17 protein-coding genes are annotated in these 20,524 nt (G+C 41.3%); 9 read left to right on the top strand and 8 right to left on the bottom strand.

Going from position 1 to position 20,524, the window contains the following annotated elements:
- The first annotated feature begins 43 nt into the window (after positions 1–43).
- Positions 44–2,707, top strand: a complete 2,664-nt coding sequence (pepN, locus tag CXF88_RS03155; RefSeq protein WP_101085296.1) for an aminopeptidase N — start codon at positions 44–46, stop codon at positions 2,705–2,707.
- A 159-nt stretch (positions 2,708–2,866) separates the two neighbouring features.
- Here the strand turns inward: pepN and CXF88_RS03150 are convergent, their stop codons facing one another.
- Positions 2,867–4,000 (bottom strand): endonuclease/exonuclease/phosphatase family protein, encoded by a 1,134-nt coding sequence (locus CXF88_RS03150; RefSeq protein ID WP_101085295.1) that lies wholly within the window; start codon positions 3,998–4,000, stop codon positions 2,867–2,869.
- 342 nt (positions 4,001–4,342) lie between these two features.
- Here CXF88_RS03150 and CXF88_RS03145 point away from each other — a divergent pair, with 342 nt between their 5' ends.
- The 3 genes from CXF88_RS03145 to CXF88_RS03135 are packed head-to-tail and all read left to right on the top strand — an operon-like array spanning position 4,343 to position 5,845.
- Entirely contained in the window at positions 4,343–4,954 is a 612-nt protein-coding gene (locus CXF88_RS03145; protein WP_101085294.1) for a CIA30 family protein, read from the top strand.
- A 25-nt stretch (positions 4,955–4,979) separates the two neighbouring features.
- Entirely contained in the window at positions 4,980–5,585 is a 606-nt protein-coding gene (locus tag CXF88_RS03140; RefSeq protein ID WP_059746633.1) for an HAD family hydrolase, read from the top strand.
- Between the two features lie 44 nt (positions 5,586–5,629).
- Positions 5,630–5,845, top strand: coding sequence for a TIGR02450 family Trp-rich protein (locus tag CXF88_RS03135; protein WP_182743245.1), 216 nt, complete (start codon positions 5,630–5,632; stop codon positions 5,843–5,845).
- 257 nt (positions 5,846–6,102) lie between these two features.
- On the opposite strand, the gene CXF88_RS03130 is transcribed toward CXF88_RS03135, so the two are convergent.
- The 4 genes from CXF88_RS03130 to slyA form a co-directional block, all read right to left on the bottom strand.
- Positions 6,103–6,990 (bottom strand): tetratricopeptide repeat protein, encoded by an 888-nt coding sequence (locus CXF88_RS03130; RefSeq protein WP_101085292.1) that lies wholly within the window; start codon positions 6,988–6,990, stop codon positions 6,103–6,105.
- 250 nt (positions 6,991–7,240) lie between these two features.
- Complete coding sequence (locus CXF88_RS03125; RefSeq protein ID WP_101085291.1) at positions 7,241–8,266, bottom strand: DUF2955 domain-containing protein; 1,026 nt, start codon at positions 8,264–8,266, stop codon at positions 7,241–7,243.
- A gap of 120 nt (positions 8,267–8,386) precedes the next feature.
- Entirely contained in the window at positions 8,387–9,445 is a 1,059-nt protein-coding gene (locus CXF88_RS03120; protein WP_101085290.1) for an HlyD family secretion protein, read from the bottom strand.
- Positions 9,446–9,453: 8 nt separating this feature from the next.
- A complete protein-coding gene (gene slyA / locus CXF88_RS03115; protein ID WP_101085289.1) occupies positions 9,454–9,939 on the bottom strand; it encodes a transcriptional regulator SlyA in 486 nt (161 codons plus the stop codon).
- A gap of 426 nt (positions 9,940–10,365) precedes the next feature.
- On the opposite strand from slyA, the gene CXF88_RS03110 reads away from it, so the two are divergent.
- The 3 genes from CXF88_RS03110 to CXF88_RS03100 all read left to right on the top strand — a co-directional run bounded on the left by CXF88_RS03110 (position 10,366) and on the right by CXF88_RS03100 (position 15,435).
- A complete protein-coding gene (locus tag CXF88_RS03110) occupies positions 10,366–12,654 on the top strand; it encodes a nitric-oxide reductase large subunit (protein ID WP_101085288.1) in 2,289 nt (762 codons plus the stop codon).
- A gap of 142 nt (positions 12,655–12,796) precedes the next feature.
- Positions 12,797–14,353 carry a nitric oxide reductase transcriptional regulator NorR gene (norR, locus tag CXF88_RS03105; protein ID WP_101085287.1) on the top strand — a complete coding sequence of 519 codons (1,557 nt, stop codon included), beginning with the start codon at positions 12,797–12,799 and terminating at the stop codon, positions 14,351–14,353.
- Positions 14,354–14,520: 167 nt separating this feature from the next.
- Complete coding sequence (locus CXF88_RS03100) at positions 14,521–15,435, top strand: L,D-transpeptidase family protein (protein WP_101085369.1); 915 nt, start codon at positions 14,521–14,523, stop codon at positions 15,433–15,435.
- A 141-nt stretch (positions 15,436–15,576) separates the two neighbouring features.
- On the opposite strand, the gene CXF88_RS03095 is transcribed toward CXF88_RS03100, so the two are convergent.
- Positions 15,577–16,374 (bottom strand): polymer-forming cytoskeletal protein, encoded by a 798-nt coding sequence (locus tag CXF88_RS03095; RefSeq protein ID WP_101085286.1) that lies wholly within the window; start codon positions 16,372–16,374, stop codon positions 15,577–15,579.
- A 176-nt stretch (positions 16,375–16,550) separates the two neighbouring features.
- On the opposite strand from CXF88_RS03095, the gene zapE reads away from it, so the two are divergent.
- Positions 16,551–17,750, top strand: coding sequence for a cell division protein ZapE (gene zapE / locus CXF88_RS03090; RefSeq protein ID WP_101085285.1), 1,200 nt, complete (start codon positions 16,551–16,553; stop codon positions 17,748–17,750).
- 53 nt (positions 17,751–17,803) lie between these two features.
- Here zapE and CXF88_RS03085 read toward each other — a convergent pair whose 3' ends face one another.
- On the bottom strand, positions 17,804–18,088 hold the full coding sequence (locus CXF88_RS03085; RefSeq protein ID WP_101085284.1) for a DUF3081 domain-containing protein: 285 nt from the start codon (positions 18,086–18,088) through the stop codon (positions 17,804–17,806).
- A gap of 227 nt (positions 18,089–18,315) precedes the next feature.
- Here CXF88_RS03085 and CXF88_RS03080 point away from each other — a divergent pair, with 227 nt between their 5' ends.
- Positions 18,316–19,269, top strand: coding sequence for a sodium-dependent bicarbonate transport family permease (locus tag CXF88_RS03080; protein WP_101085283.1), 954 nt, complete (start codon positions 18,316–18,318; stop codon positions 19,267–19,269).
- A gap of 241 nt (positions 19,270–19,510) precedes the next feature.
- Here the strand turns inward: CXF88_RS03080 and CXF88_RS03075 are convergent, their stop codons facing one another.
- The gene (locus tag CXF88_RS03075; protein WP_101085282.1) at positions 19,511–20,494 is read right to left on the bottom strand and encodes a sensor domain-containing diguanylate cyclase; all 984 of its coding nucleotides are present in this window, start codon (positions 20,492–20,494) and stop codon (positions 19,511–19,513) included.
- Positions 20,495–20,524: the final 30 nt, after the last annotated feature.

Below are 20,524 nucleotides of genomic sequence, written 5' to 3'. Positions count from 1 at the left end.
GTCGGCTTTTTCATACATCAAATAAAAAGTTAGGAACACTAACGTGAAATTGTTATCCACTGAATTGTTTAGTCCTCGGGTCATCAAAACCAGTCTCATCGCATTATGTTGTGCTAGCCTTGTCAGCTGCAGCAGCTCACTTTCAACATCATCCTTGCAACGGGATGGCTCTGCCTACATAAGCCAAGTACAAGCACAAGCAAGATCCAACGTGGTATCAAATGCACAATATGAGCTAACTTTCTTTTTAAGTGAGCACAGCCAATTCAGTGCAAAATCGATTGTTCACTTTGACTTAAGCAGCGTGCCAAAATCACTGACGCTTGATCTTAACAAAGCCAATATTAAGCAATTTATTGTTAACGGAACCAAGGTATATCCTAATTACAATGGCGCTTATATTGTGTTAAATCAAAGTCTATTAGTTGATGGTCACAACACTGTAGAGGTTGAATTTACTCGAGAACACAGTACCAATGGCGAAGGCTTACATCGTTTTGTCGACCCAGTAGACAGTAAAGTTTATTTGTATTCACATTTTGAACCTGCAGCCGCCCAGCAAATGTTTGCAGTATTTGATCAACCGGATCTTAAAGCCAGTTATCAGATTAACGTCCATGCACCCAAAGATTGGCAAGTGATCAGTGCCATGCGTGAAACCAATGTGGTTGACCAAGGCGATACTAACTTATGGACCTTCCCTGCTACCCCAAAATTAAGCCCATATAACTTTTCTATGCACGCAGGTCCGTACCATGTTTGGGAAGATAATTCAGGCCGTTATCCGATGCGTTTATTTTCGCGTCAGTCTGTGGCCAACCAAGTTACCCCTCAAGATTGGTTCACCTATACCAAGCAAGGTTTAGACTTTTTTGATAGCTACTTTGGTATTGCTTATCCGTTTAAAAAATACGACCAAGTATTAGTGCCTGACTTTCTTTATGGCGCAATGGAAAACGCAGGAGCGATCACTTTTTCTGAAGACCGTTTCTTATTTAATGCCAAGATGACTGCCGAACAAAAAGAACGTTTAGCAGGCGTTATCATGCACGAAATGGCGCACCAATGGTTTGGCGACTTAGTCACCATGAAGTGGTGGAATGGCTTATGGTTAAATGAAAGCTTTGCCTCATTTATGGGCACCCTTGCTACCAGTGAAGCCACTGAATTTAGTCATGCATGGCGCACTTTTTATGCCTCTGGTAAACAAGCTGCTTACCATCAAGACAGTTTAGTCACGACTCACCCAATTGAAGTGCCCGTGGCCACCAGCCAAAATGCCTTTGATAATATCGACGCCATTACTTATCAAAAAGGCGCATCGACCATCAAGCAATTACGTCATTTACTCGGTGAAGAAACCTTCCGCCGTGGAGTGAGCCAATATTTACAACAATACAGTTATCAAAATGCTGAGCTTAATGACTTTATCAACAGTCTAGCCAAGGCCAGTGGTCGTGATTTGTCTTTGTGGACCAAAGAATGGTTGTACGCGGCGGGTGTAAATACCATCAAAGCTCAGTACACTTGTCAGCGAGGTCAAATTGACTCGTTTGGGTTAGTGCAAACATCTGATGATGAACAACATCCAACGCTACGTGAACAACGAGTACAACTAGGGTTGTTCAATAAAACTCGATATGGCATAGAAAAACAACAAGTGGTTGCGGTGACATACAAAGGCGCTTATACCGAAGTTGATCAGTTAATTGGCGAGGTTTGTCCTGATTTAGTGTATCCAAACTACGATGACTGGGGATTTGTGAAAGTAACGCTAGACTCTAGCTCATTTAACACCGCCAAACAGTCTTTAGGTCAAGTAACCGATCCGCTATTACGCTCTATGTTGTGGCAAAGCATGTGGGACAGTGTGATTGATGGTAATACATCATTGGATCAGTTTTTAAATATCGCGTTAATTAATGCGCCACTCGAAAAAGACTACACCATTCTAGGTCAAGTACTTGGTAATCTGCAGCGTGCTAAGAACTATCTTGATTTAATGGCGCCAGCTAATGCGGCTTACAACAGTAAAATATCTAAGGCACTTAGCCAAATGAGCCTGCGGATGAGTATGGAAAGCTACCGTAATAGTGATTTTCAACGCCGTTGGTTCGATGCTTATATTAGTTTATCTAGCCATGGCGATGCGTTAAAGCATATCCAATCATTACTGCAAAGTAAGAGCCATATTAAAGGGTTAAGCATAGATCAAGATTTACGCTGGGCGATGATCCGCCAATTAAACCGTTATGATTACGGTGATGCTCAGGCGCTACTCGCCCAAGAAAAACACCTTGATCAATCTGACTCTGGTGAAAAAGCCGCGATTGCAGCCGAGGTTATCCGCCCACAGTCATCGCTTAAGCGTCAGTGGTTAAATACTATTGAAAACAATGACAGCATGGCGTTCTCAAAAATTCGCGTCGCAATGTACAATATTTATCCGGCTGAACAAAAACTGTTAAGTGCCGCAACGGCAGAACAACGCTTTGCCAACTTGCCGCTAATGGACGATAAAGGTCCGGTATTTATGCGCAGTTTTGCGGCGCAATTAATTCCGACCGATTGTAGTGCAACAAACATAGATGCTATTAGCCACGTTTTAGATACACAAACGGGTTTATCACCATTGGTGAGACGCGCCCTACTCGAAACCCGTCAACAAGAACAACGCTGCGTAAAAATCAAACAAACATTACAGTAAGCTTACCCATTACAACGGTAAATCAATTACGTTAAATCTAAAAAAGCGCTGATATTTATCAGCGCTTTTTATTATCTTGACCAAATGGAGCCGACACTTAGCAAGTTATGTGGCGATCACTTTCAATAGTCCATCTATAAACATCATCATTGCCACTCACTAAGTGCGCACGCAAAAGCTCATCATCACTGGTGCATGATCGGTACTGTCGCTGTCGCGTTCATAGTCAGGCCGAACTAGATGACGATCAAACGTTTTATAATCAATTATATGAGCGAGGTTTTGCTGCTGAGTCGGATTAAACTCACTTGAGACTAATATGTAATCAAGTACTGAGCCACTGTTGCCATAGTAATGTGTCGGCTGCCTAGCAGGATGCGGTTGCTCATCCACTAGTGAGCTTGACTCAAATTCATCCAGGGCCAATGTTGCGTTACACTTAGTCGCGGCGATAAACAGCTCATAGCTGTCAAACAAACTGCTTTGCTGTAACTCTGCCATTAATGAGGTTTCACCTAGTTTAGCCAGCCCAGGGTCTTCAATATCACTGCGATACACTCGTAATTGATTATTAAATGCCGCTAAGAGTTCACTGCCCATGGTGTCATTAAAGTCACCCATCAGCATAAAGGGCTGCTGAGTTTGCTGTCGTCTCATCAGCATTTGATGGCACAATAGAGCTGATTCACTGCCGCGCTGTAAACTGGATGCCCAACGCCCAAGCACTTGCCGTGCAACAAAATCAGCACCGCCATGTAAGCCACTTTCACTGATATCGTCACGACTCACGCCACTGCGTTTAGACTTAAGGTGAATGACATAACAATCACATGGACCAAATACTGGTAACTGTATCGTAGCCCGTAACGGTTTACGGCTAAAACTAAATGACTCCGCTAAACCTAACTGGCTAACCCATTGCGGATCTGGGCTGACATTAGCTGAATCAATAATAGGATACTTTGATGCTATCGCGACCACAGGGCTGCGGTACACATAATCACTTACTACCTCGGGTAAATCTAGCGCCACAAAATATTCATAACCCAACGACTCAGTCAACTTAGCTAAGGCATCAGGACTAAACACTTCCTGAAAAGCAATAATGTCAGGTTGATTGTGGTTAATAAACTCACCTAACCATGCACATTTTTTTTGCCATTGCTTATCACTATAGATGTTTTCAAAGTCGTAGTAGGCGTGAGGCGGTTCAATAAAGTTAAATAAATTAATGCTTACGACACTAAATGTAAGCTCGGGTGATGGAGCGGTTGATACATCGTTTACGTCCAAAATATTTTGCTCTCTGTAAAACTTATATTAAGGGTACTGACAACATTGTTATTTGTCGAATTTAACTCCCCTCAACCAGGAATAATGCAACATAAACAAAATAACCTAAAAAAAACTGAACCTACATTCACAAATACGCGTAATGAATAATAGTTAGACGTTAAGTGATATCTGATTGACTATCCCCCGATATAGCTGATCCGATAAAGTAACACCCGATGTTCTAAGACAATCATCCTCCGTAAGACCCTTTATGGCTTATCCCTCACCCTGATAAGCCATTTTTTTACGGCATTGTTTCTATAGCACATGTGCTTATCGAACTAAAATGAATAGGAGTATATGATGGGATCACTCAATGCAAATAATCGGCATGTCTGCCAAACAATACAAATAGGCATTGCTACTGCCGTTGGGGTTTTATTATTAATTGGCCAACCCGTCTGGAGTGCCAGTGAGGACAACATGCTATTTCACTTTACTGACCCAAGCCACTTCACAGCGTGGAACATCAATAATGACACTGTGATGGGCGGTATTTCGCAAAGCCAAATGAAGCTTAATGAGCAACAAGCGTTATTATTCTCTGGACAGGTTTCCTTGGCAAATAATGGCGGATTTGCATCGACAGAATCCAGCTTTATCCATCAAATTGCCGATGCATCATTACTCACTATCACGGCCAAAGGTGACGGGAAAATATATCAAATCCGTCTAAAAACACCGAATTTATCTTATGGTGAAGCCTATGTGGCTAACGTTAATACTCAAGCTGATACACTCACTCAACATACTTTTACCCCGGCAGATTTTACTGTCAGCTTTAGAGGGCGAACGGTCACGAATGCCCCTACATTAAACTTTGAAGATATTGATCGTGTTGGTTTTCTCGTGGCACAAAAACAACAAGGTCCATTTATAATTGAGTTACACTCAATACAGTTTGACCGATAAATATGTTAATACATAAGGGTATTCATTGAATTTACCAATACACATAAAAGGCATTATTTTTGATTTAGACGGCACCTTAGTTGAGTCCAGTTTAGATTTTGACTTAATTCGCCAACAAATTGGTTGCCCTAATGGCGTAGACCTTCTTAAATACGTCGACGAGTTAAGTTGCAAAGCCACTCAAGCCAACGCAAACAAAATTATTCTTGAGCATGAATATCAAGATGCTATGAGTGCCAAACCAATCAAAGGCATGACCGAACTGATTAACGCTATTGAAGCGGCCAAATTACCCACAGCCATAGTGACTCGTAATAGCCTTGCAGCCAGTGCCATGAAGGTAACACAAAATAATATCGCCATAGACCATGTGTTAACCCGAGAGCACTTCCCTGCAAAGCCGGCACCCGATGCGTTACTGGCCATTGCAACACAATGGCAAATACATCCACAGCATATTATCTATGTTGGTGATTACTTATACGATATTCAAGCGGCTAATAACGCGGGAATGATAGCCTGTTTAATTAATCATGGCATCGAACGCGATTATCAACATTTAGCCGATATTGTTATCGAAGAGTTGAGTCAACTCCAGCAATTATTAATCAATAACTCACCGAGCGATTAACGCCAGTACTAACGTTAATAATAAATAAGAACTACCACATGAATATGAATCAAATTCACCCTAAAAAATTACTGAATAGTAAATGGACCAAAGTTAACGTGGTTCAAAAATTGAAGCATTTTACAGTGACTAAAGTTGAGTATGACGAGCAACAAAACGTGGTTGAATGTCTTATCCGTGCAGAAATGAATGCAGAAGAATTCTCTATTAATTGGCGCGTTCTTAAGGATCCGCAACAGTGGAAAATTGGTTGGCAATAATCTACTGCAAAACACATTTATTATGCCGTTTGATAATAAAAAAAGTGACTCTTGTTTAAATACAATGAGTCACTTTTTTATACTAGCATTAGCATAACCTTAGCTAACGAGTTTCAAGATAATAAACGGTTATCAAACCGCTTATTATCTGTTTACTATTGTATTGACTACAACAACTGACTATAACTTCGTTATTAGCCTTGCAACAAAAATAACCAGTTTGTCATTGAAACCCATTATTCTATTTAACTCGGCTATTATTTTATGATAAATATTGAACCTTCGATCCTAAATTGAAGGGTTTCTAAACCCCAATCAGATAACATGACATCCTGAATACGTTGGCCATCACCTTCACTACTACATCCCCACATTTTTGCACATGTTTGTCCCGCTATATTGGATCCAGTGCCTTTTGAAGTGTCAGGGATCATGTGGTTCAATTGGGTAATATGCGAGCCAAACATGTCTTCAAATGTATCCATTTGTACGTCAATGGTTTCCATTTCACCTTGAGGAAAATTGATCGCTGCAGTTTGCTGGTTTGAAACAGTTTTCTCAGGGATTAACGTGACAACATCTTTTGAAATTAAAGCGTAAAGTTTGCTCAGCGGTAAATCTTTAGTTGATTCATGTAGGTAAAGTATTTGCCCATAATTTCTGGCTGCAAAATTATTTTCTTCATAAGCTATAGCAAGGTATTGATCTGCAAGTGCCAAATCTTGTTCTACCATGCCACCACCTAAATACATTTTACCCAATAAATACGATGACTGAGAGTGGCCCATCTTTGATGCGAACTGTAAAAACTCAACACCTTCGTCGACATCTTTCAGAGGAGTATCTTGTAAATACAAGACACCCGCTTTATATTTTGCATCCAGTACACCATATTTACCTGCACGTCGGTACCATTTTAACGCCATGTCTAAATCTTTATCGGTGCCATAACCGGTGTAATAGAATTCAGCTAACATGGCCATTGCTGAGGAGTGGCCTCGTTTCGTTAAAATGCGATAGGCTTTAAAGTATTCAATACATTCAGACGTGTTACACTCAGGCAATTGGTTTGCTTGGCTTTTAAATGGAGCGAAAGCGAGAAAGCTTAATATTAAGCTCAAAATAATAGCATTTTGTTTCATCATGTTAAGTCCTTTTTATATACGATTCATTACTATTAGCATTTATATGCAAAATGTCTATAGTAATTATGTCTATAAAACTAACCGTACGTTATATCTAATATTATCAATCGATTACCTAATTATTCTTCAAAAGTAATCTAATACTCTAACAATAGCCACTTCCCTACTGCCATTAAAATCAATCCACAACTGACGAATATTAGTAAACTCATATACTCCAATGAGATTTATTTACCGCACACACCAATGTTCAACCAAATCGAGTAGCTTCAAATCGATTCAATATCCGATGCACCACATAACACAGTAATAATGTTGCCACGATAGCGACTAATATGCTGCTTATTCGGTACAAAGCACTAAAAACTAAGTCATTATCTGGGGTTAAGTATTGACCGAATAATATCCCTAAGGTGATCATAGCACCGAATCCCACTCCAGAGCCACTCGCTTCTCTCACGTGTACTTGGCTAAACAACATTAAGCCTATCCACAATAGTGGTATCACAAAAATCAATAATCCAGACCAATCATAGAGTAACCCTTGTCCAACCAAGCCGAAAGTCACGCCAAACAAGGTACCGATAGCTCGTTTGCGGGCATAACCGAGTGCACCATTCCAATGCATTGGGAATAACAATAACAAGGTGGTGGCTTGAGCAGACATAGAATCACGTAAGTTAAATACCTGAAAAACCACAAATGATGCAGTTGCAATAGATGCACCGAGTAACGCTTCGTGTCGCATGCGGTTAGGCACTTTAACCACGGCAGCAACTGGCGCTCTTGGTTCAACATCGGGCCATAAAGCCGTCATAGCATAAGCGATTACAACAGAGGCCGCTGTCGCCCAAAAATTACTGAAAATGAGATTATTAATATCGACACTCGGATAACTGGCAAAGTGCAGCATAATGCTTAAGCTGATAACCCCGTTAGCGCCAAATAAAAACAAACTACCGCGTGACATTGCCGCAAAACGATACAAAAATAGCACAAACACGATAGGTAATATCACCCCAGCGTGAGAGCCAAATAAACCGCCTAAAATACCCACTTCAATCCCAGACATTACAGATGATGCCAATAATTGCCTCATCGCATGTGCATTCATCACAGGGACTAAACCCAGTAACAACATTGGAGTGACGGTAAAAAACACACCATAACTGAGATCGAAAAACTTGCATATCGCAAACCCTAGCGTGGCGCCTGTTGCAATGCGTAAACATTGGCGTAAATCGTTTTGAGTCAAAGGACTATGGCGTAATAACATATGAACAACCTACGACATTGATACAAGATACTGCACGCAAATAAATTAACCTGCAGCATTGCCTTGAGTGTGAATTGGTGTAATGAGTATTAACAATCAATATTGGGCTTAACTGCGGCGTTAATAGATATAATGCAGCGTGCTGATAACCTTAATTTGAACCTTGGCTAGAAAGCCAAGTAAACCGCTATTAGGTACTAATTGCACCGTTGCACGTGCTCCAGCGGGTAATGCATTAACGCCTTGGTGGTCAAGTTCAAGGTGTAATCGTAAGCGTTGAGCATCACGTACCCAACGTACCGATTCTTGCGGATCAGCTAAACGGCCATTGGCATCAAATTGCCCGGCACTCACACCGGCATCTACGGTACTCACTTTGGCATGATATAAACGTCCAGGTTGACCATCAAATGCAATAAGCGCAGTTGATTGTGGCTCAATACCGCGTAAACTTTTTTCTCTAAAATCAGCAATAATATCGACGTTTTCTGACACTACAGCTAATAGCGGCTGTCCAACAGTGGCAAAGCTGCCGACTTCTAACTGTAAGTTAGTCACCACGCCATTTTGGTCTGCGCGAATTTGAGTGTATGACAGGTTTAATTCTGCTTGAGCTAAACGATTTTGAGCTTGACGGACTTTTAAATTATCTTCGCCATTGCGTCCACGACTTACCACTAGCTTAGTTAAGCGAGCTTTAGCGGCAAGTAAATTGGCCTGCGCCGTGACGGCCTCACTTTGAGCTTGATCAGTTAACTGCTGCGATACACCTCGGGAGGCATACAGAGCATCAAGGCGTTTTGCTTCACTATTTCTCTGCTGTGCACTACTTTGATTTGCCTGAACATCTGCTTTGGCTGCTAGTATCGATGCATCAAGTTCAGCGTTATCTTGTTTTGCTTGCTCTAACGCCAATGTAGCTTGCTCAGCCGCTAACTCGTAAGGGGCTGAGTCGATGCTAAATAACACATCACCTTTAGCCACAAGTTGGTTATTTTCGACGGCAATAGATGCAATTTTACCACTGACTTGTGGCGTCACTTTAGTGACCATTCGTGTGGCCATGGCTTGCGGCGTCATAGGCATTACTGCATCGGCAAACATAAAGTAACCAAACACCATTACAAACATAAAAATAGCGATTTTAACGAGTCGAGCAAATTGTTGATCTGGGGTCATGTTATTTCTCATTCAGGAATTTTGTTGTCTTGTTCAGTGTTCTTATGCAGCGCAGCAAGAGCATTATCACTAATAAGACTAATGACACGTTCAAATTCACTTAATTCTTGGCTGCTAATACCTGCAAGTAAATCGCGACGAACCAACATAATGCGGCTTTCCATCTGCTTAAGCATGTCGATGCCTTCAGGAGTTAAGCTGACTATTCGTGCTCGCTTATCGTTCTCGCAGCAGCGGCGCTGTATATATCCTTGCTGTTCTAACTGGCTCAAAGTGCGCATTAAAGAGGGCAATTCTATCTCTAAAGCATCGGCAAGCACCTTTTGGCTCACGTTATCGCCCAAGCGCAGTAACTTCCACAGCGCAGTCCAGCGAGGGTGAGTTAACCCTAATGGTACGAGCTCCGCGTCTGCAGCGGTGCGCCATAAACGATGTAATCGCCCTAAGTGCTCAGCAAGTGAAAGTTCTTTTAATCGCTCTAATTCTTTATACATAATAAATTGCCATTTAGTTAGCGTGCTAAGCATTATAACAACTTAGCATGCTAAGTAAATGACTGATGTTAATTAATCCATAAAACCTCTATAGCGTTGAAACTAATTTATTGATAACTGTGACTAAAAATGACTAGCGTTGATTACACGAACAAGAAAGATTAGGCCTTTAGTCACATGACATTACCTGGAAAAGAGAACATGAGTGTTATTTAGACAAAGATGATCAGTATCACCAAAACAAAGTGTCACTTTGACATTAACAGTCTTTTTGACACTCATTAAATATGTCACTTTGACAACATATTAACGACAGGTAAAAACAAAATTCATTAATAACAGTAACTTAATAACAATAAAAAGTTGGCACGACTTGTGTAATGCTCTGGTCATCTGTATCAAAATGACTTTGCGCTAAGAGGACTTATGAGCAAAAATAAACTCACCGGCATTGCACTGCTAATCGTGCTAGTGGCTTCCTTCACGGTATTACTCAGTTTAGGCAGCGGCATATATCGAGAAAAACCGCCGATTCCAACGGCTTTCACTGACACCAGTGGCCAACCCATATTTACCAAAAATGATATTGAGCAAGGCCAACTTGTATGGCGTTCAATGGGCGGGCATCAGTTAGGATCAATTTGGGGCCATGGTTCTTATGTGGCACCAGATTGGACTGCAGATTGGTTACATCGTGAAGCCCAAGCTTGGTTGTCTATCACCGCAAACGAGCGCTATAACCGCGATTTCACTGAACTCGATTCAGAACAGCAAGCCGGTTTAGAAAAAGGCTTAAGAGATGATATTCGCCATAACACAGTGATCAAAGGTACTGGGGGTGAAACTCACGTCGCGCTGTCAAATACCCGAATTGCGGCAATTAATGAAGTGACTAAGCACTATTTATCGTTATTTGGTGATGATCCTGCATTAAGTTCATTACGTGAACAATATGCCATGAAAGAAGGCACTATCACTGATGCTGAACATCGTGAATTGTTAAATGCCTTCCTCTTTTGGGGAGCGTGGGCTGCGGTAACTGAGCGCCCTGGTTATGATTATACTTATACCAATAACTGGCCATACGATCCACAAATTGGCAACGTCCCCACTTCAGACAACATTGTTTGGTCAGTACTAAGCTTAGTGACATTGCTTCTTGGTATTGGCATGCTGGCTTGGCATCACGCCACCTGCAAAGAGGAACCATTGCCAGAACCAGCCAAAGGTGATCCATTATTTTTTACTAAACCTACTCCATCGCAAAAAGCCGTCGGAAAGTATTTTGTTACTGCTATTGGACTGTTTTTACTGCAAATATTAGTTGGCGGAATTACCGCGCATTACGCAGTTGAAGGCCAAGAATTTTATGGTTTCCCAATATCTGAAATTCTGCCTTATTCTGTTACCCGTACTTGGCATACTCAACTCGCAGTATTTTGGATTGCCACTGCATGGTTAGGCACAGGGCTATATATTGCCCCTGCACTATCAGGATACGAGCCGAAGTATCAACGCTTAGGGGTAAACGTTCTTTGGGTCGCGTTGGTCGTTATCGTATTGGGATCTATGGCTGGTGAATGGATTGGCGTACAACAATACTTTGACCTAGACATGAACTATTTATTCGGACATCAAGGATATGAGTACATTGATTTAGGACGCGTATGGCAAATATTATTGTTTGTGGGCTTATTAATTTGGACCGTGTTAATCACTGCAGCTATGCGCCCAGCATTAAAAGTTGACAGCGACATACTGCCGGCAATTTGGATTCTATACGCCTCTTGTGTCGCCATCGGTTTGTTTTATGGTGCCGGCCTGTTTATGGGCAAACACTCAAACCTTGCCATCGCTGAATACTGGCGTTGGTGGGTGGTCCACTTATGGGTAGAAGGCTTCTTTGAAACATTTGCAACAGCCGTTATCGCATTAATGTTAGTTCGCTTAGGCCTTATCCGTGCACGCAGTGCCAACGGTGCGGTATTATTCACAACAGTGGTGTTTTTAACTGGCGGCTTAATCGGCACCTTACATCATTTATACTTTACCGGTACCCAAACCTCAGTCATTGCTTGGGGAGCCATATTCTCGGCACTTGAAGTGGTGCCGTTAGCATTAATTGGTTTTGAAGCTGTGGGAACCTATCGTTTACGTAAAGCGAGCCCTTGGATGGAACGTTATCACTGGGTCATTATGTTCTTTGTCGCCACCTCATTTTGGAACTTAATTGGTGCCGGTGTATTAGGTTTCTTAATTAATCCACCAATATCGCTTTATTTTATCCAAGGTTTAAATACTACTGCGACACATTCTCATGGTGCATTTATGGGCGTGTACGGTATGTTAGGTATAGGGCTAATGCTATTCTGTTTACGCGGATTAACAGGCGATATGCAATGGAACCAAAAATACCTTAAAGGGGCATTCTGGACATTAAATATCGGCTTAGCAGCAATGCTGTTTATGTCATTATTGCCTGTCGGAATTGTGCAGTTCTTTGCGGTCATTGACCACGGCTATTGGTATGCTCGTTCACCCGCTGTGATCCACAGCGATTTAGTGGAAAGCCTTGTATGGACACGAATGTTTGGTGACATTATCTTCAGTATTGGTGGATTATTGATGGCGGCGTTCTTATTTGACATCATCAAGAAAGCCATTGCTAGCAAAGGCGTTAAAGCGAAACAAGCTAGTCCATTAACGATTAACTAAGTATGCATTAATAAACACGCTTTGATAACCATCATCAGGGGCCTTTGTGGCCCCTTTAGTTTCAACAATTTGGGCTTTACCCTTGTTGTTATATTCACACTTGTCATAATGACACTTATTATGTTCCTTTCTGGAGTTTAGCATGGCATTGAGACAAGCTGACTTAACCCGTATCGCACTTGATATCACGTCCAATTTATCTAAACGTGATCGATTCTCTCGTTTATTAACCACAGTAAGAGAAACCCTCGATTGTGATGCTGCTGCACTGTTATCGTTCCACGGGCATCAATTCAAGCCATTAGCGATTGATGGACTGAGTGCGGATGTATTAGGACGGCGCTTTATTTTAAGTGAGCATCCGCGACTTGAAACCATTGCCCGAGCGGGTGATATTGTCCGTTTCCCTTCCAATAGCGAATTACCCGACCCTTACGATGGCTTAATCCCCAATGTAGATGGTGACTTAAAAGTGCATGCCTGCATCGGTTTACCATTATTCGCTAACGAGCAACTCATTGGCGCATTAACTATTGATGCATTAGATCCCAATAAGTTTGATCAATTCAGTAATAATGAACTGCGCAGTTTTAGCGCAATTGCAGCGGCTTCATTAAACAACGCATTGCTGATTGATAAACTTGAAAAACAAGCGTCAACGTTTACCATCCCCCATACCCAACCCTCTAGGCTATTAGACACAGAAACAGAAACCGAAATAATTGGTCAGGCCGATAATCTATTATCGCTGCTTAATGAAGTGAATGTGGTGGCAGAAACTGAACTCAACGTGTTGATTTTAGGAGAAACGGGTACCGGTAAAGAACTGATAGCCAAGCAGATCCATCAACAATCAGCACGAGCCAATAAACCACTGGAGTATTTAAACTGTGCTGCACTTGCTGAATCCGTTGCCGAAAGCGAACTCTTTGGTCATGTAAAAGGCGCGTTTACTGGCGCTATTAGCCATCGTAGCGGCAAATTTCAAGTAGCCGATAAAGGCACATTATTTTTAGATGAAATTGGTGAACTACCTCTTAACTTACAAGCAAAACTTCTGCGAGTACTGCAATTTGGCGACGTGCAAAAGGTCGGTGATGATCGTAGCTTAAAAGTCGATGTTCGTATTATTGCCGCAACCAATAAAGACCTAAAAAGCGAAGTATTGGCCGGACGATTTAGAGCAGATTTATACCATCGTTTAAGCGTGTTCCCGGTTATGGTTCCACCACTAAGAGAACGTCAACAAGATATCCATTTATTAGCGGGCTACTTTATCGAGCGCTATAGACAGCAATTACACTTGGCCCATTTAAGATTAGAGCCTTCATCATTGCAATTACTGGAGCAATATGACTGGCCTGGCAACATACGTGAACTTGAGCATTCCATTCATCGAGCCGCTGTTTTAGCTAAATCACAAAGCCAAAAAGATGGTTTATGCATCATTAACAACAGCCATTTTGAATTTGCACAGTCATCGCCTGATGCTATCCATTCAAACAAAAACCTGACGCTTAAACAGTCGGCAACATCTTTACCACAAACAAGCTTACGAGATGCAACAGATCAGTTTCAAAATCAATTTATCCAGCAAATATATACTCAGCAAGGGAGTAATTGGGCTGCAACCGCACGCCAATTGCAAATAGATTCAGGTAACTTACACAGGCTGGCTAAACGCTTAGGATTAAAATAAAAAAAGTAAAAAATTTCAGTTGAAATATTAGCCGTAATAAGTAACGATGCGCCCTAACCATCTGTACAAATGACCTGTACTAATTATTTGTACTAAATAGTCAAACTTGGCAAAATATTGTAGTCTGACTAATATAACGTCTGTTTTGGAATGATATAACCCTTATGATAAATTCGTTACGTTCTACTTTAATTGCAGCGACTGCCATTGTATTAAGTTTTTCGAGTGCTGCTGTTGAATATCGTCTACCGGCTGAAGGCAGTAATTTAGTAGGTGAAAATCAATATTATGTTGTTCCTGAGGGGAAACTAACCTTAGAGCAAATTGCTTCACAATTTCAGCTAGGGTTGACTAATTTATTAGAAGCTAATCCAGGTGTTGACCCATTCTTACCTAAACCGGGTAGCACATTACTGATCCCGCATCAGCTAATTCTACCTAACGCTAAAAGAGAAGGTGTGGTCATTAACTCTGCCGAGATGCGTTTGTATTATTATCCGAAGGGTAAAAATACCGTCGAAGTATTGCCTATTGGTATTGGTCAAATTGGTAAAGATACCCCTGAAAATTGGGTAACAACAGTACAACGTAAACGCGCTAATCCAACTTGGACACCTACGGTTAATATTCGTAAATCATACGCGGCTAAAGGGATAACATTACCAGCTGTATGGCCAGCAGGCGCTGACAACCCAATGGGGTTATTCGCCCTTTATGTCGGTAACTTGTATGCGGTTCACGGTACTAACGCCACGTTTGGTATTGGTTTACGGGTAAGTTCTGGCTGTGTTCGTTTACGCGATGAAGACATTGAACATTTATATAATAGCGTACCAGTTGGCACACGTGTTGAGTTTATTAACCAACCGATTAAAGCCACTGAAGAACCTGATGGTAACCGCTATTTAGAAGTTCATGAGCCACTGTCACGAACTCAAGCTGAATTTGATTCGTTAGAACCAGTAGCACTATCATTCGATAAAGCCATGACTCGCTTTGTTGCTCACCCAGACACTGACTCATTTACATTAAAACGATTACTTGAGCAACGTACTGGAATGCCAGCTCGGATTAATCCTTAGGCATTAACCGATAAGCATAAAATGTTTGGATTTCTGCAAACATAACAAAATGGCTTTGTTAATTCAGTAAACACTGTGATTAACAAAGCCATTTTTTATATCAGCTTGATAGTTACTCCCTACTCAGGATAAGAAATGAAGTTACTTATCAGGTGTACTTATCGTCGACCCATTCTGATCAACATTATCACTTTCACTCACATTCTGACTATCACCCAGCGCTTCACTGGTTTGTGCTAATGCATGTAAATCTTCCATCGCCACATTAATGTCACTTTGACCGGCATTAATTAACTCTTCGGTTTGCTCGGCAAATGAAGTCTGTTGATCCATTTCTTGTAGAAGCGCGGCAGCATTTTCTTCTGTTATATTTAATGCTGATTGTGGGTATTGCTGAGCATTTGCTTGATTACTATCAGCTGACGGTGCTTGACCGCGATTTAGCATGGAGCTAATTGTCGGTTGCATAACCATAGCGGTAATAATCACGATTGCGGCCACAGCAACCAAACTAAGCTTACCCATAGAAATTGGCGTTTTCTTATCCGGCATTGAAGGAGTTTGATTGAGTTCGGAAAAACGTTCGTTATCAACCTGGGGTAACCCAGACGATTCAGGCCCTTTAGTGCGCATGCCGATAAATTGACCGCCATCATAAATTTCCATTTGATGGCTGGATACTTCACCCTCGACAATGCCCGAACTGACAATTATGAGTTTATTACAATGTAACTTGCCTTTGAATAAGCCAGACACTCGCAGCTCTTGACAAAAAACCTCACCTTCAACCACACCACTAGGTTCTATTTTTATTTGATCGGTTGAACTGATTTTACCCTTAGTTTGGCCCGCGATTATTGCTGGACCTTGAATATGCATATCACCTTCCAACGCCATATCGACACCAATATAGGTCATGCCCTTATTTTTATTATTCATTTTGGGTCCTTGTTAGGATTATTACTCTTGGTTATTATTCTTAGTTATTACTCTGGGTTAATCGTCTTTGTTGATAGATTGTTATTTTTATCACAAGAGCTTAAAGGAAATACACTTCATAATAAAGTAAGTCGTTAATGGTATAATACCCAGATCAACAATTTACCCTAAGTGCTATGTCGCCATTACAAGCTTACCAACAACGTCTTCAGCAAAATATTGTTGATGATCCTGCACAGCAGCAAGCAATACTCGCGCTTGATTTGCTTTATCAACAATGTCTCTGTGTTAATACAAACAGCCGAGGCTTATATTTATGGGGCGATGTAGGCCGAGGAAAAACCTTTTTGATGGACCTATTCTATCAAAGCTTGTGTGACCAGATTCAGTGCGATCAGATTCAGTGCGATCAGATTCAGTGCAACCAGAGCATGTATAGCTCACAACATAAAACGGATAAAACCGTATTACGCCTGCACTTTCACCGTTTTATGGCCATGGTCCACCAGCAATTAAATCAAACTTCGGGGATACGTGATCCATTAACTCACATAGGCAAGCAGATTGCGGAGAAATATTCTGTTATTTGTTTTGATGAGTTTTTTGTCGCTGATATCGGTGATGCCATTTTACTCGGTCGATTATTTGAAACATTATTTCAGTCAGGCGTCATCTTAGTTGCAACCTCAAATGTACCAATAATCGACTTGTATAAAAATGGTTTACAACGCGATCGTTTTTTACCCACAATCGATCTGCTCCTACAATATACCCAATCGATCCACTTAGACGGTCAAATCGATCATCGCTTACATTTTAGCGCCGTAACGCCTACAACATCAGCCCGCTGGTTAACATTGCCGTCGGCAATAACGCCTCAAGCGGTGTTTACACTTTTGTGTCAACAATACCCACAAGCTAATGTCAGCATAATAAATACACCTGACTCAATTGATATTTGTCAGCGCACTATTGCCATTGAGGCTCAATATGGACAACTTGCTTGGTTTGAATTTTCAGCTTTGTGCCAAGGCCCACGTTCGGCATTGGATTACATTGAATTAGCTAGCCGATTTAGCCATATATTGCTCAGTAATGTGCCTACATTAGGCGGTGAAGTACGTAGTTGGATTAAAGCTCGCGGCACCGAAGATGGCGCATTAGCTACCACCACAGGCGAACGACAACTGGCGTATGCCAGTGAAGACGATCCGACTCGACGCTTTATTAGTTTAGTGGACGAATTGTATGATCAAAAAGTGATGTTAATCCTCAATAGCGACTGCAACTTAGAAGATTTATATATCGACGGGGCATTACAATTTGAATTTAGACGCACTTATAGCCGCCTGATTGAAATGCAACAATGGGTGTAAATAAGCCTGCAGCACTGAAATGAACCGCTTAACAGGCGAGTCTATGCAGTAGATTATGAAGCTTGATAGTTTTCAACATCATTAAAACGAAGTAAAAAGTTGTCAAGAGCATCATTGGTCGGGTAATCGAACTGATATTTATTGTGAAAAAATACTGTCAAGCTAACCTGAGCATCGGCTAAAGTAATGGTATAACCATCATGATCCGTTTGCGCACTGATTCCACACAACCAATAATCATGACCATTATGACCGTCTTCAAGCGCCCGCTTCTCACCATATTGCGTGACTTTGTTAAACACTTTCAACGCGCGGTGAATATCAATTTCATTTTTCATATCATGCTCTGCTATTAATGTTTTGCATTATCATTTAAGCATACTATACGCCATTTGCACTTAATAGATCAGCGAAGAAAAACATGATAAACCCGCAAAGTACAACACGACTGATCAGCCGTAAATGGATAAGTTTACTATAGCAGTATTTTTTCGCTGAAAAGATTTCCCTTTGTTAACACAACAAGGCAGAATCGCGATACTTTATAACAGACAGAACCTATACCATGCCTGATATTGTGATTGCCTTTTTTGCCCTCGGTTTGCTTGCCGGGTTGATAAAGTCTGATTTAAAAGTCCCTAAAGCAACCTACGAAACCCTATCTATCTTACTTATGCTTACACTAGGACTAAAAGGTGGCATGGCACTGCATGGAGAAACTGCCAATTTAGCGATCACCGAATTACTGTCTGTTATTGCACTTGGATTCATTATCCCACTTAGCCTTTATCCTCTACTGCGAAAATTAATTCAATTACCGCAAAAAGAAGCCATAAGTATTGCTGCTCATTACGGCTCTGTGAGTGCGGGAACATTTGCCGTGGTGATGACCATGGTCGATCAATCTCAGTGGCCTTTACGACCTGAAACAACGTTGTATCTAGTGCTACTCGAATTGCCTGCAATTATTATCATGCTTTGGCTACACCGCTACTTACAAGCAAAAGTAGCAGGCGATAGCCAACACTCTTCGGCAGGCAGCGTATTACATGAAGCGCTGACAAGCCGCGGAGTCGTATTACTCTGTGGAGGGGTGATCATAGGCTGGATATATGGCACTAGTGGCATGGCACCACTTACACCAATGTTATTGGGTGGTTTTAAAACGTTATTAGCACTATTCTTATTAGAAATGGGGATTAGTACCGCCAAAGTATGCTTCCCTATTCCTTACAAACAATGGCGTTTATTGGTATTTGCTGCGGTAATTCCATTTATTTTAGCTTGGGCGGGTATCGGCTTAGGCGTGTTACTTGATTTACCTTCTGGCAGCATATTAGTACTTGCAGGCTTAAGTGCAAGTGCGTCTTATATTGCTGCGCCGGCCGCAATTAAGGCAGCAATACCAGACGCTAATATTGGTTTAGCGATGTTAGCATCACTCGGAATAACGTTCCCAATAAACGTATTAATTGGTTTACCTATCTATAAAATGTGGATAGAACAAATACTAAGCTGAGCATTGATACACTCATAACCGTGCCGATAAATCGATGTTAGCAGTTGTTGTTAACGAACGTTATTAACGATTGTTGTTAACAATCGTTAATAACGTTGATTTATTTCGCTGCGAATATGCAAATGAATAATAGTTGCGCCAAGTGTATTATTTGCAGCGGCTCAACGAGTTTAACGTTTGTAGCTTATCAAATCAGTTACATGCGCAGATAAAAACACCAATATCATCAGCCGAATCATCGCTATTTCACATCAATTTGAGTTCTCTGGTGATGTTTTTCTTTATCGACAAACATGGCTTTATCGACCTTAACCAAATAATCATTTAACGATAATGACTGCCTAGCTTGTCGATGCGCCACGCCCTTACTGTACTTTAATTGGTATGGTTTACCACTGTGCAAATTATGTTGATTAACGCACTGTTGAAAACGTTGTAATACATTATTAACACTAATTTCATCGCTTTGGCTCAGCATTACCACAAATTCATCACCAGCAAAGCGGGCAATAATATCCGATTCGCGGAAGCTGTCGATCAATAAGCCAGCAAAAGTCCTCAAGGCAGTATCACCTTCTTCATGGCCAAAATTGTCGTTAATTGCTTTAAAATAATCTAAATCAAAGAAAATTAAGCACGTTGCAAAATCAAGCCTATCACCATAAGCAAGCGTCTTATTAGCGAGTAATTCAAAGCCTCGACGATTAGAAATACCGGTTAGCGCATCTAAGGTATTTTGCTGAATCGACAGCAGTTCTTCTGCGACAATTTTGCCAAGGTCTTCCAAGGCATCTTCATCATCTTTAGAGAAAGATCTCGGCTTGTCATCGATAATACACAAGGTACCTACCCTCACACCATTAGGCATAGTCAACGGATAGCCGGCATAAAATCGAATCTTAGGAGCCGCCAATACAAGCGGATTGTCGGAAAAACGTTCATCTTTTAGTGTATCTGGCACAACTAAAACATGTTGTTGATTAATAGTATGACCACAAAATGAAATATCACGCCGGGTTTCGCATACATCCAACCCCTGCACAGACTTGAACCATTGGCGATCGGAGTCGATTAAACTCACCACACTAATTGACACTGAAAACAATCGCTTAGCCAACCGAGTGATACGATCAAAACGTTCTTCAGCGATCGTATCGAGCACGTTCAGCCCTCGAAGCGTTTCGAGTCGAGTGTATTCATTGTCAGGTATCGGTGCCAGCAGCATTAAACAACCTATTCAATCAAAATAATAGTT

The organism is Shewanella sp. ALD9 (assembly GCF_002836315.1).
Lineage (GTDB): Bacteria > Pseudomonadota > Gammaproteobacteria > Enterobacterales > Shewanellaceae > Shewanella.
Note: the sequence above shows the minus strand (reverse complement) of the source record. Positions and strands in the feature narration are given on the sequence as shown.

What these genes read in the sequence shown, in the direction of transcription:
- CXF88_RS03145 (WP_101085294.1), top strand. Translation starts at nt 4,343, where the DNA reads ATGATGGGATCACTCAATGCAAATAATCGGCATGTCTGCCAAACAATA.
- CXF88_RS03135 (WP_182743245.1), top strand. Translation starts at nt 5,630, where the DNA reads ATGAATCAAATTCACCCTAAAAAATTACTGAATAGTAAATGGACCAAA.
- CXF88_RS03130 (WP_101085292.1), bottom strand. Translation starts at nt 6,990, where the DNA reads ATGATGAAACAAAATGCTATTATTTTGAGCTTAATATTAAGCTTTCTC.
- CXF88_RS03125 (WP_101085291.1), bottom strand. Translation starts at nt 8,266, where the DNA reads ATGTTATTACGCCATAGTCCTTTGACTCAAAACGATTTACGCCAATGT.
- CXF88_RS03120 (WP_101085290.1), bottom strand. Translation starts at nt 9,445, where the DNA reads ATGACCCCAGATCAACAATTTGCTCGACTCGTTAAAATCGCTATTTTT.
- slyA (WP_101085289.1), bottom strand. Translation starts at nt 9,939, where the DNA reads ATGTATAAAGAATTAGAGCGATTAAAAGAACTTTCACTTGCTGAGCAC.
- CXF88_RS03110 (WP_101085288.1), top strand. Translation starts at nt 10,366, where the DNA reads ATGAGCAAAAATAAACTCACCGGCATTGCACTGCTAATCGTGCTAGTG.
- norR (WP_101085287.1), top strand. Translation starts at nt 12,797, where the DNA reads ATGGCATTGAGACAAGCTGACTTAACCCGTATCGCACTTGATATCACG.
- CXF88_RS03095 (WP_101085286.1), bottom strand. Translation starts at nt 16,374, where the DNA reads ATGAATAATAAAAATAAGGGCATGACCTATATTGGTGTCGATATGGCG.
- zapE (WP_101085285.1), top strand. Translation starts at nt 16,551, where the DNA reads ATGTCGCCATTACAAGCTTACCAACAACGTCTTCAGCAAAATATTGTT.
- CXF88_RS03085 (WP_101085284.1), bottom strand. Translation starts at nt 18,088, where the DNA reads ATGAAAAATGAAATTGATATTCACCGCGCGTTGAAAGTGTTTAACAAA.
- CXF88_RS03080 (WP_101085283.1), top strand. Translation starts at nt 18,316, where the DNA reads ATGCCTGATATTGTGATTGCCTTTTTTGCCCTCGGTTTGCTTGCCGGG.
- CXF88_RS03075 (WP_101085282.1), bottom strand. Translation starts at nt 20,494, where the DNA reads ATGCTGCTGGCACCGATACCTGACAATGAATACACTCGACTCGAAACG.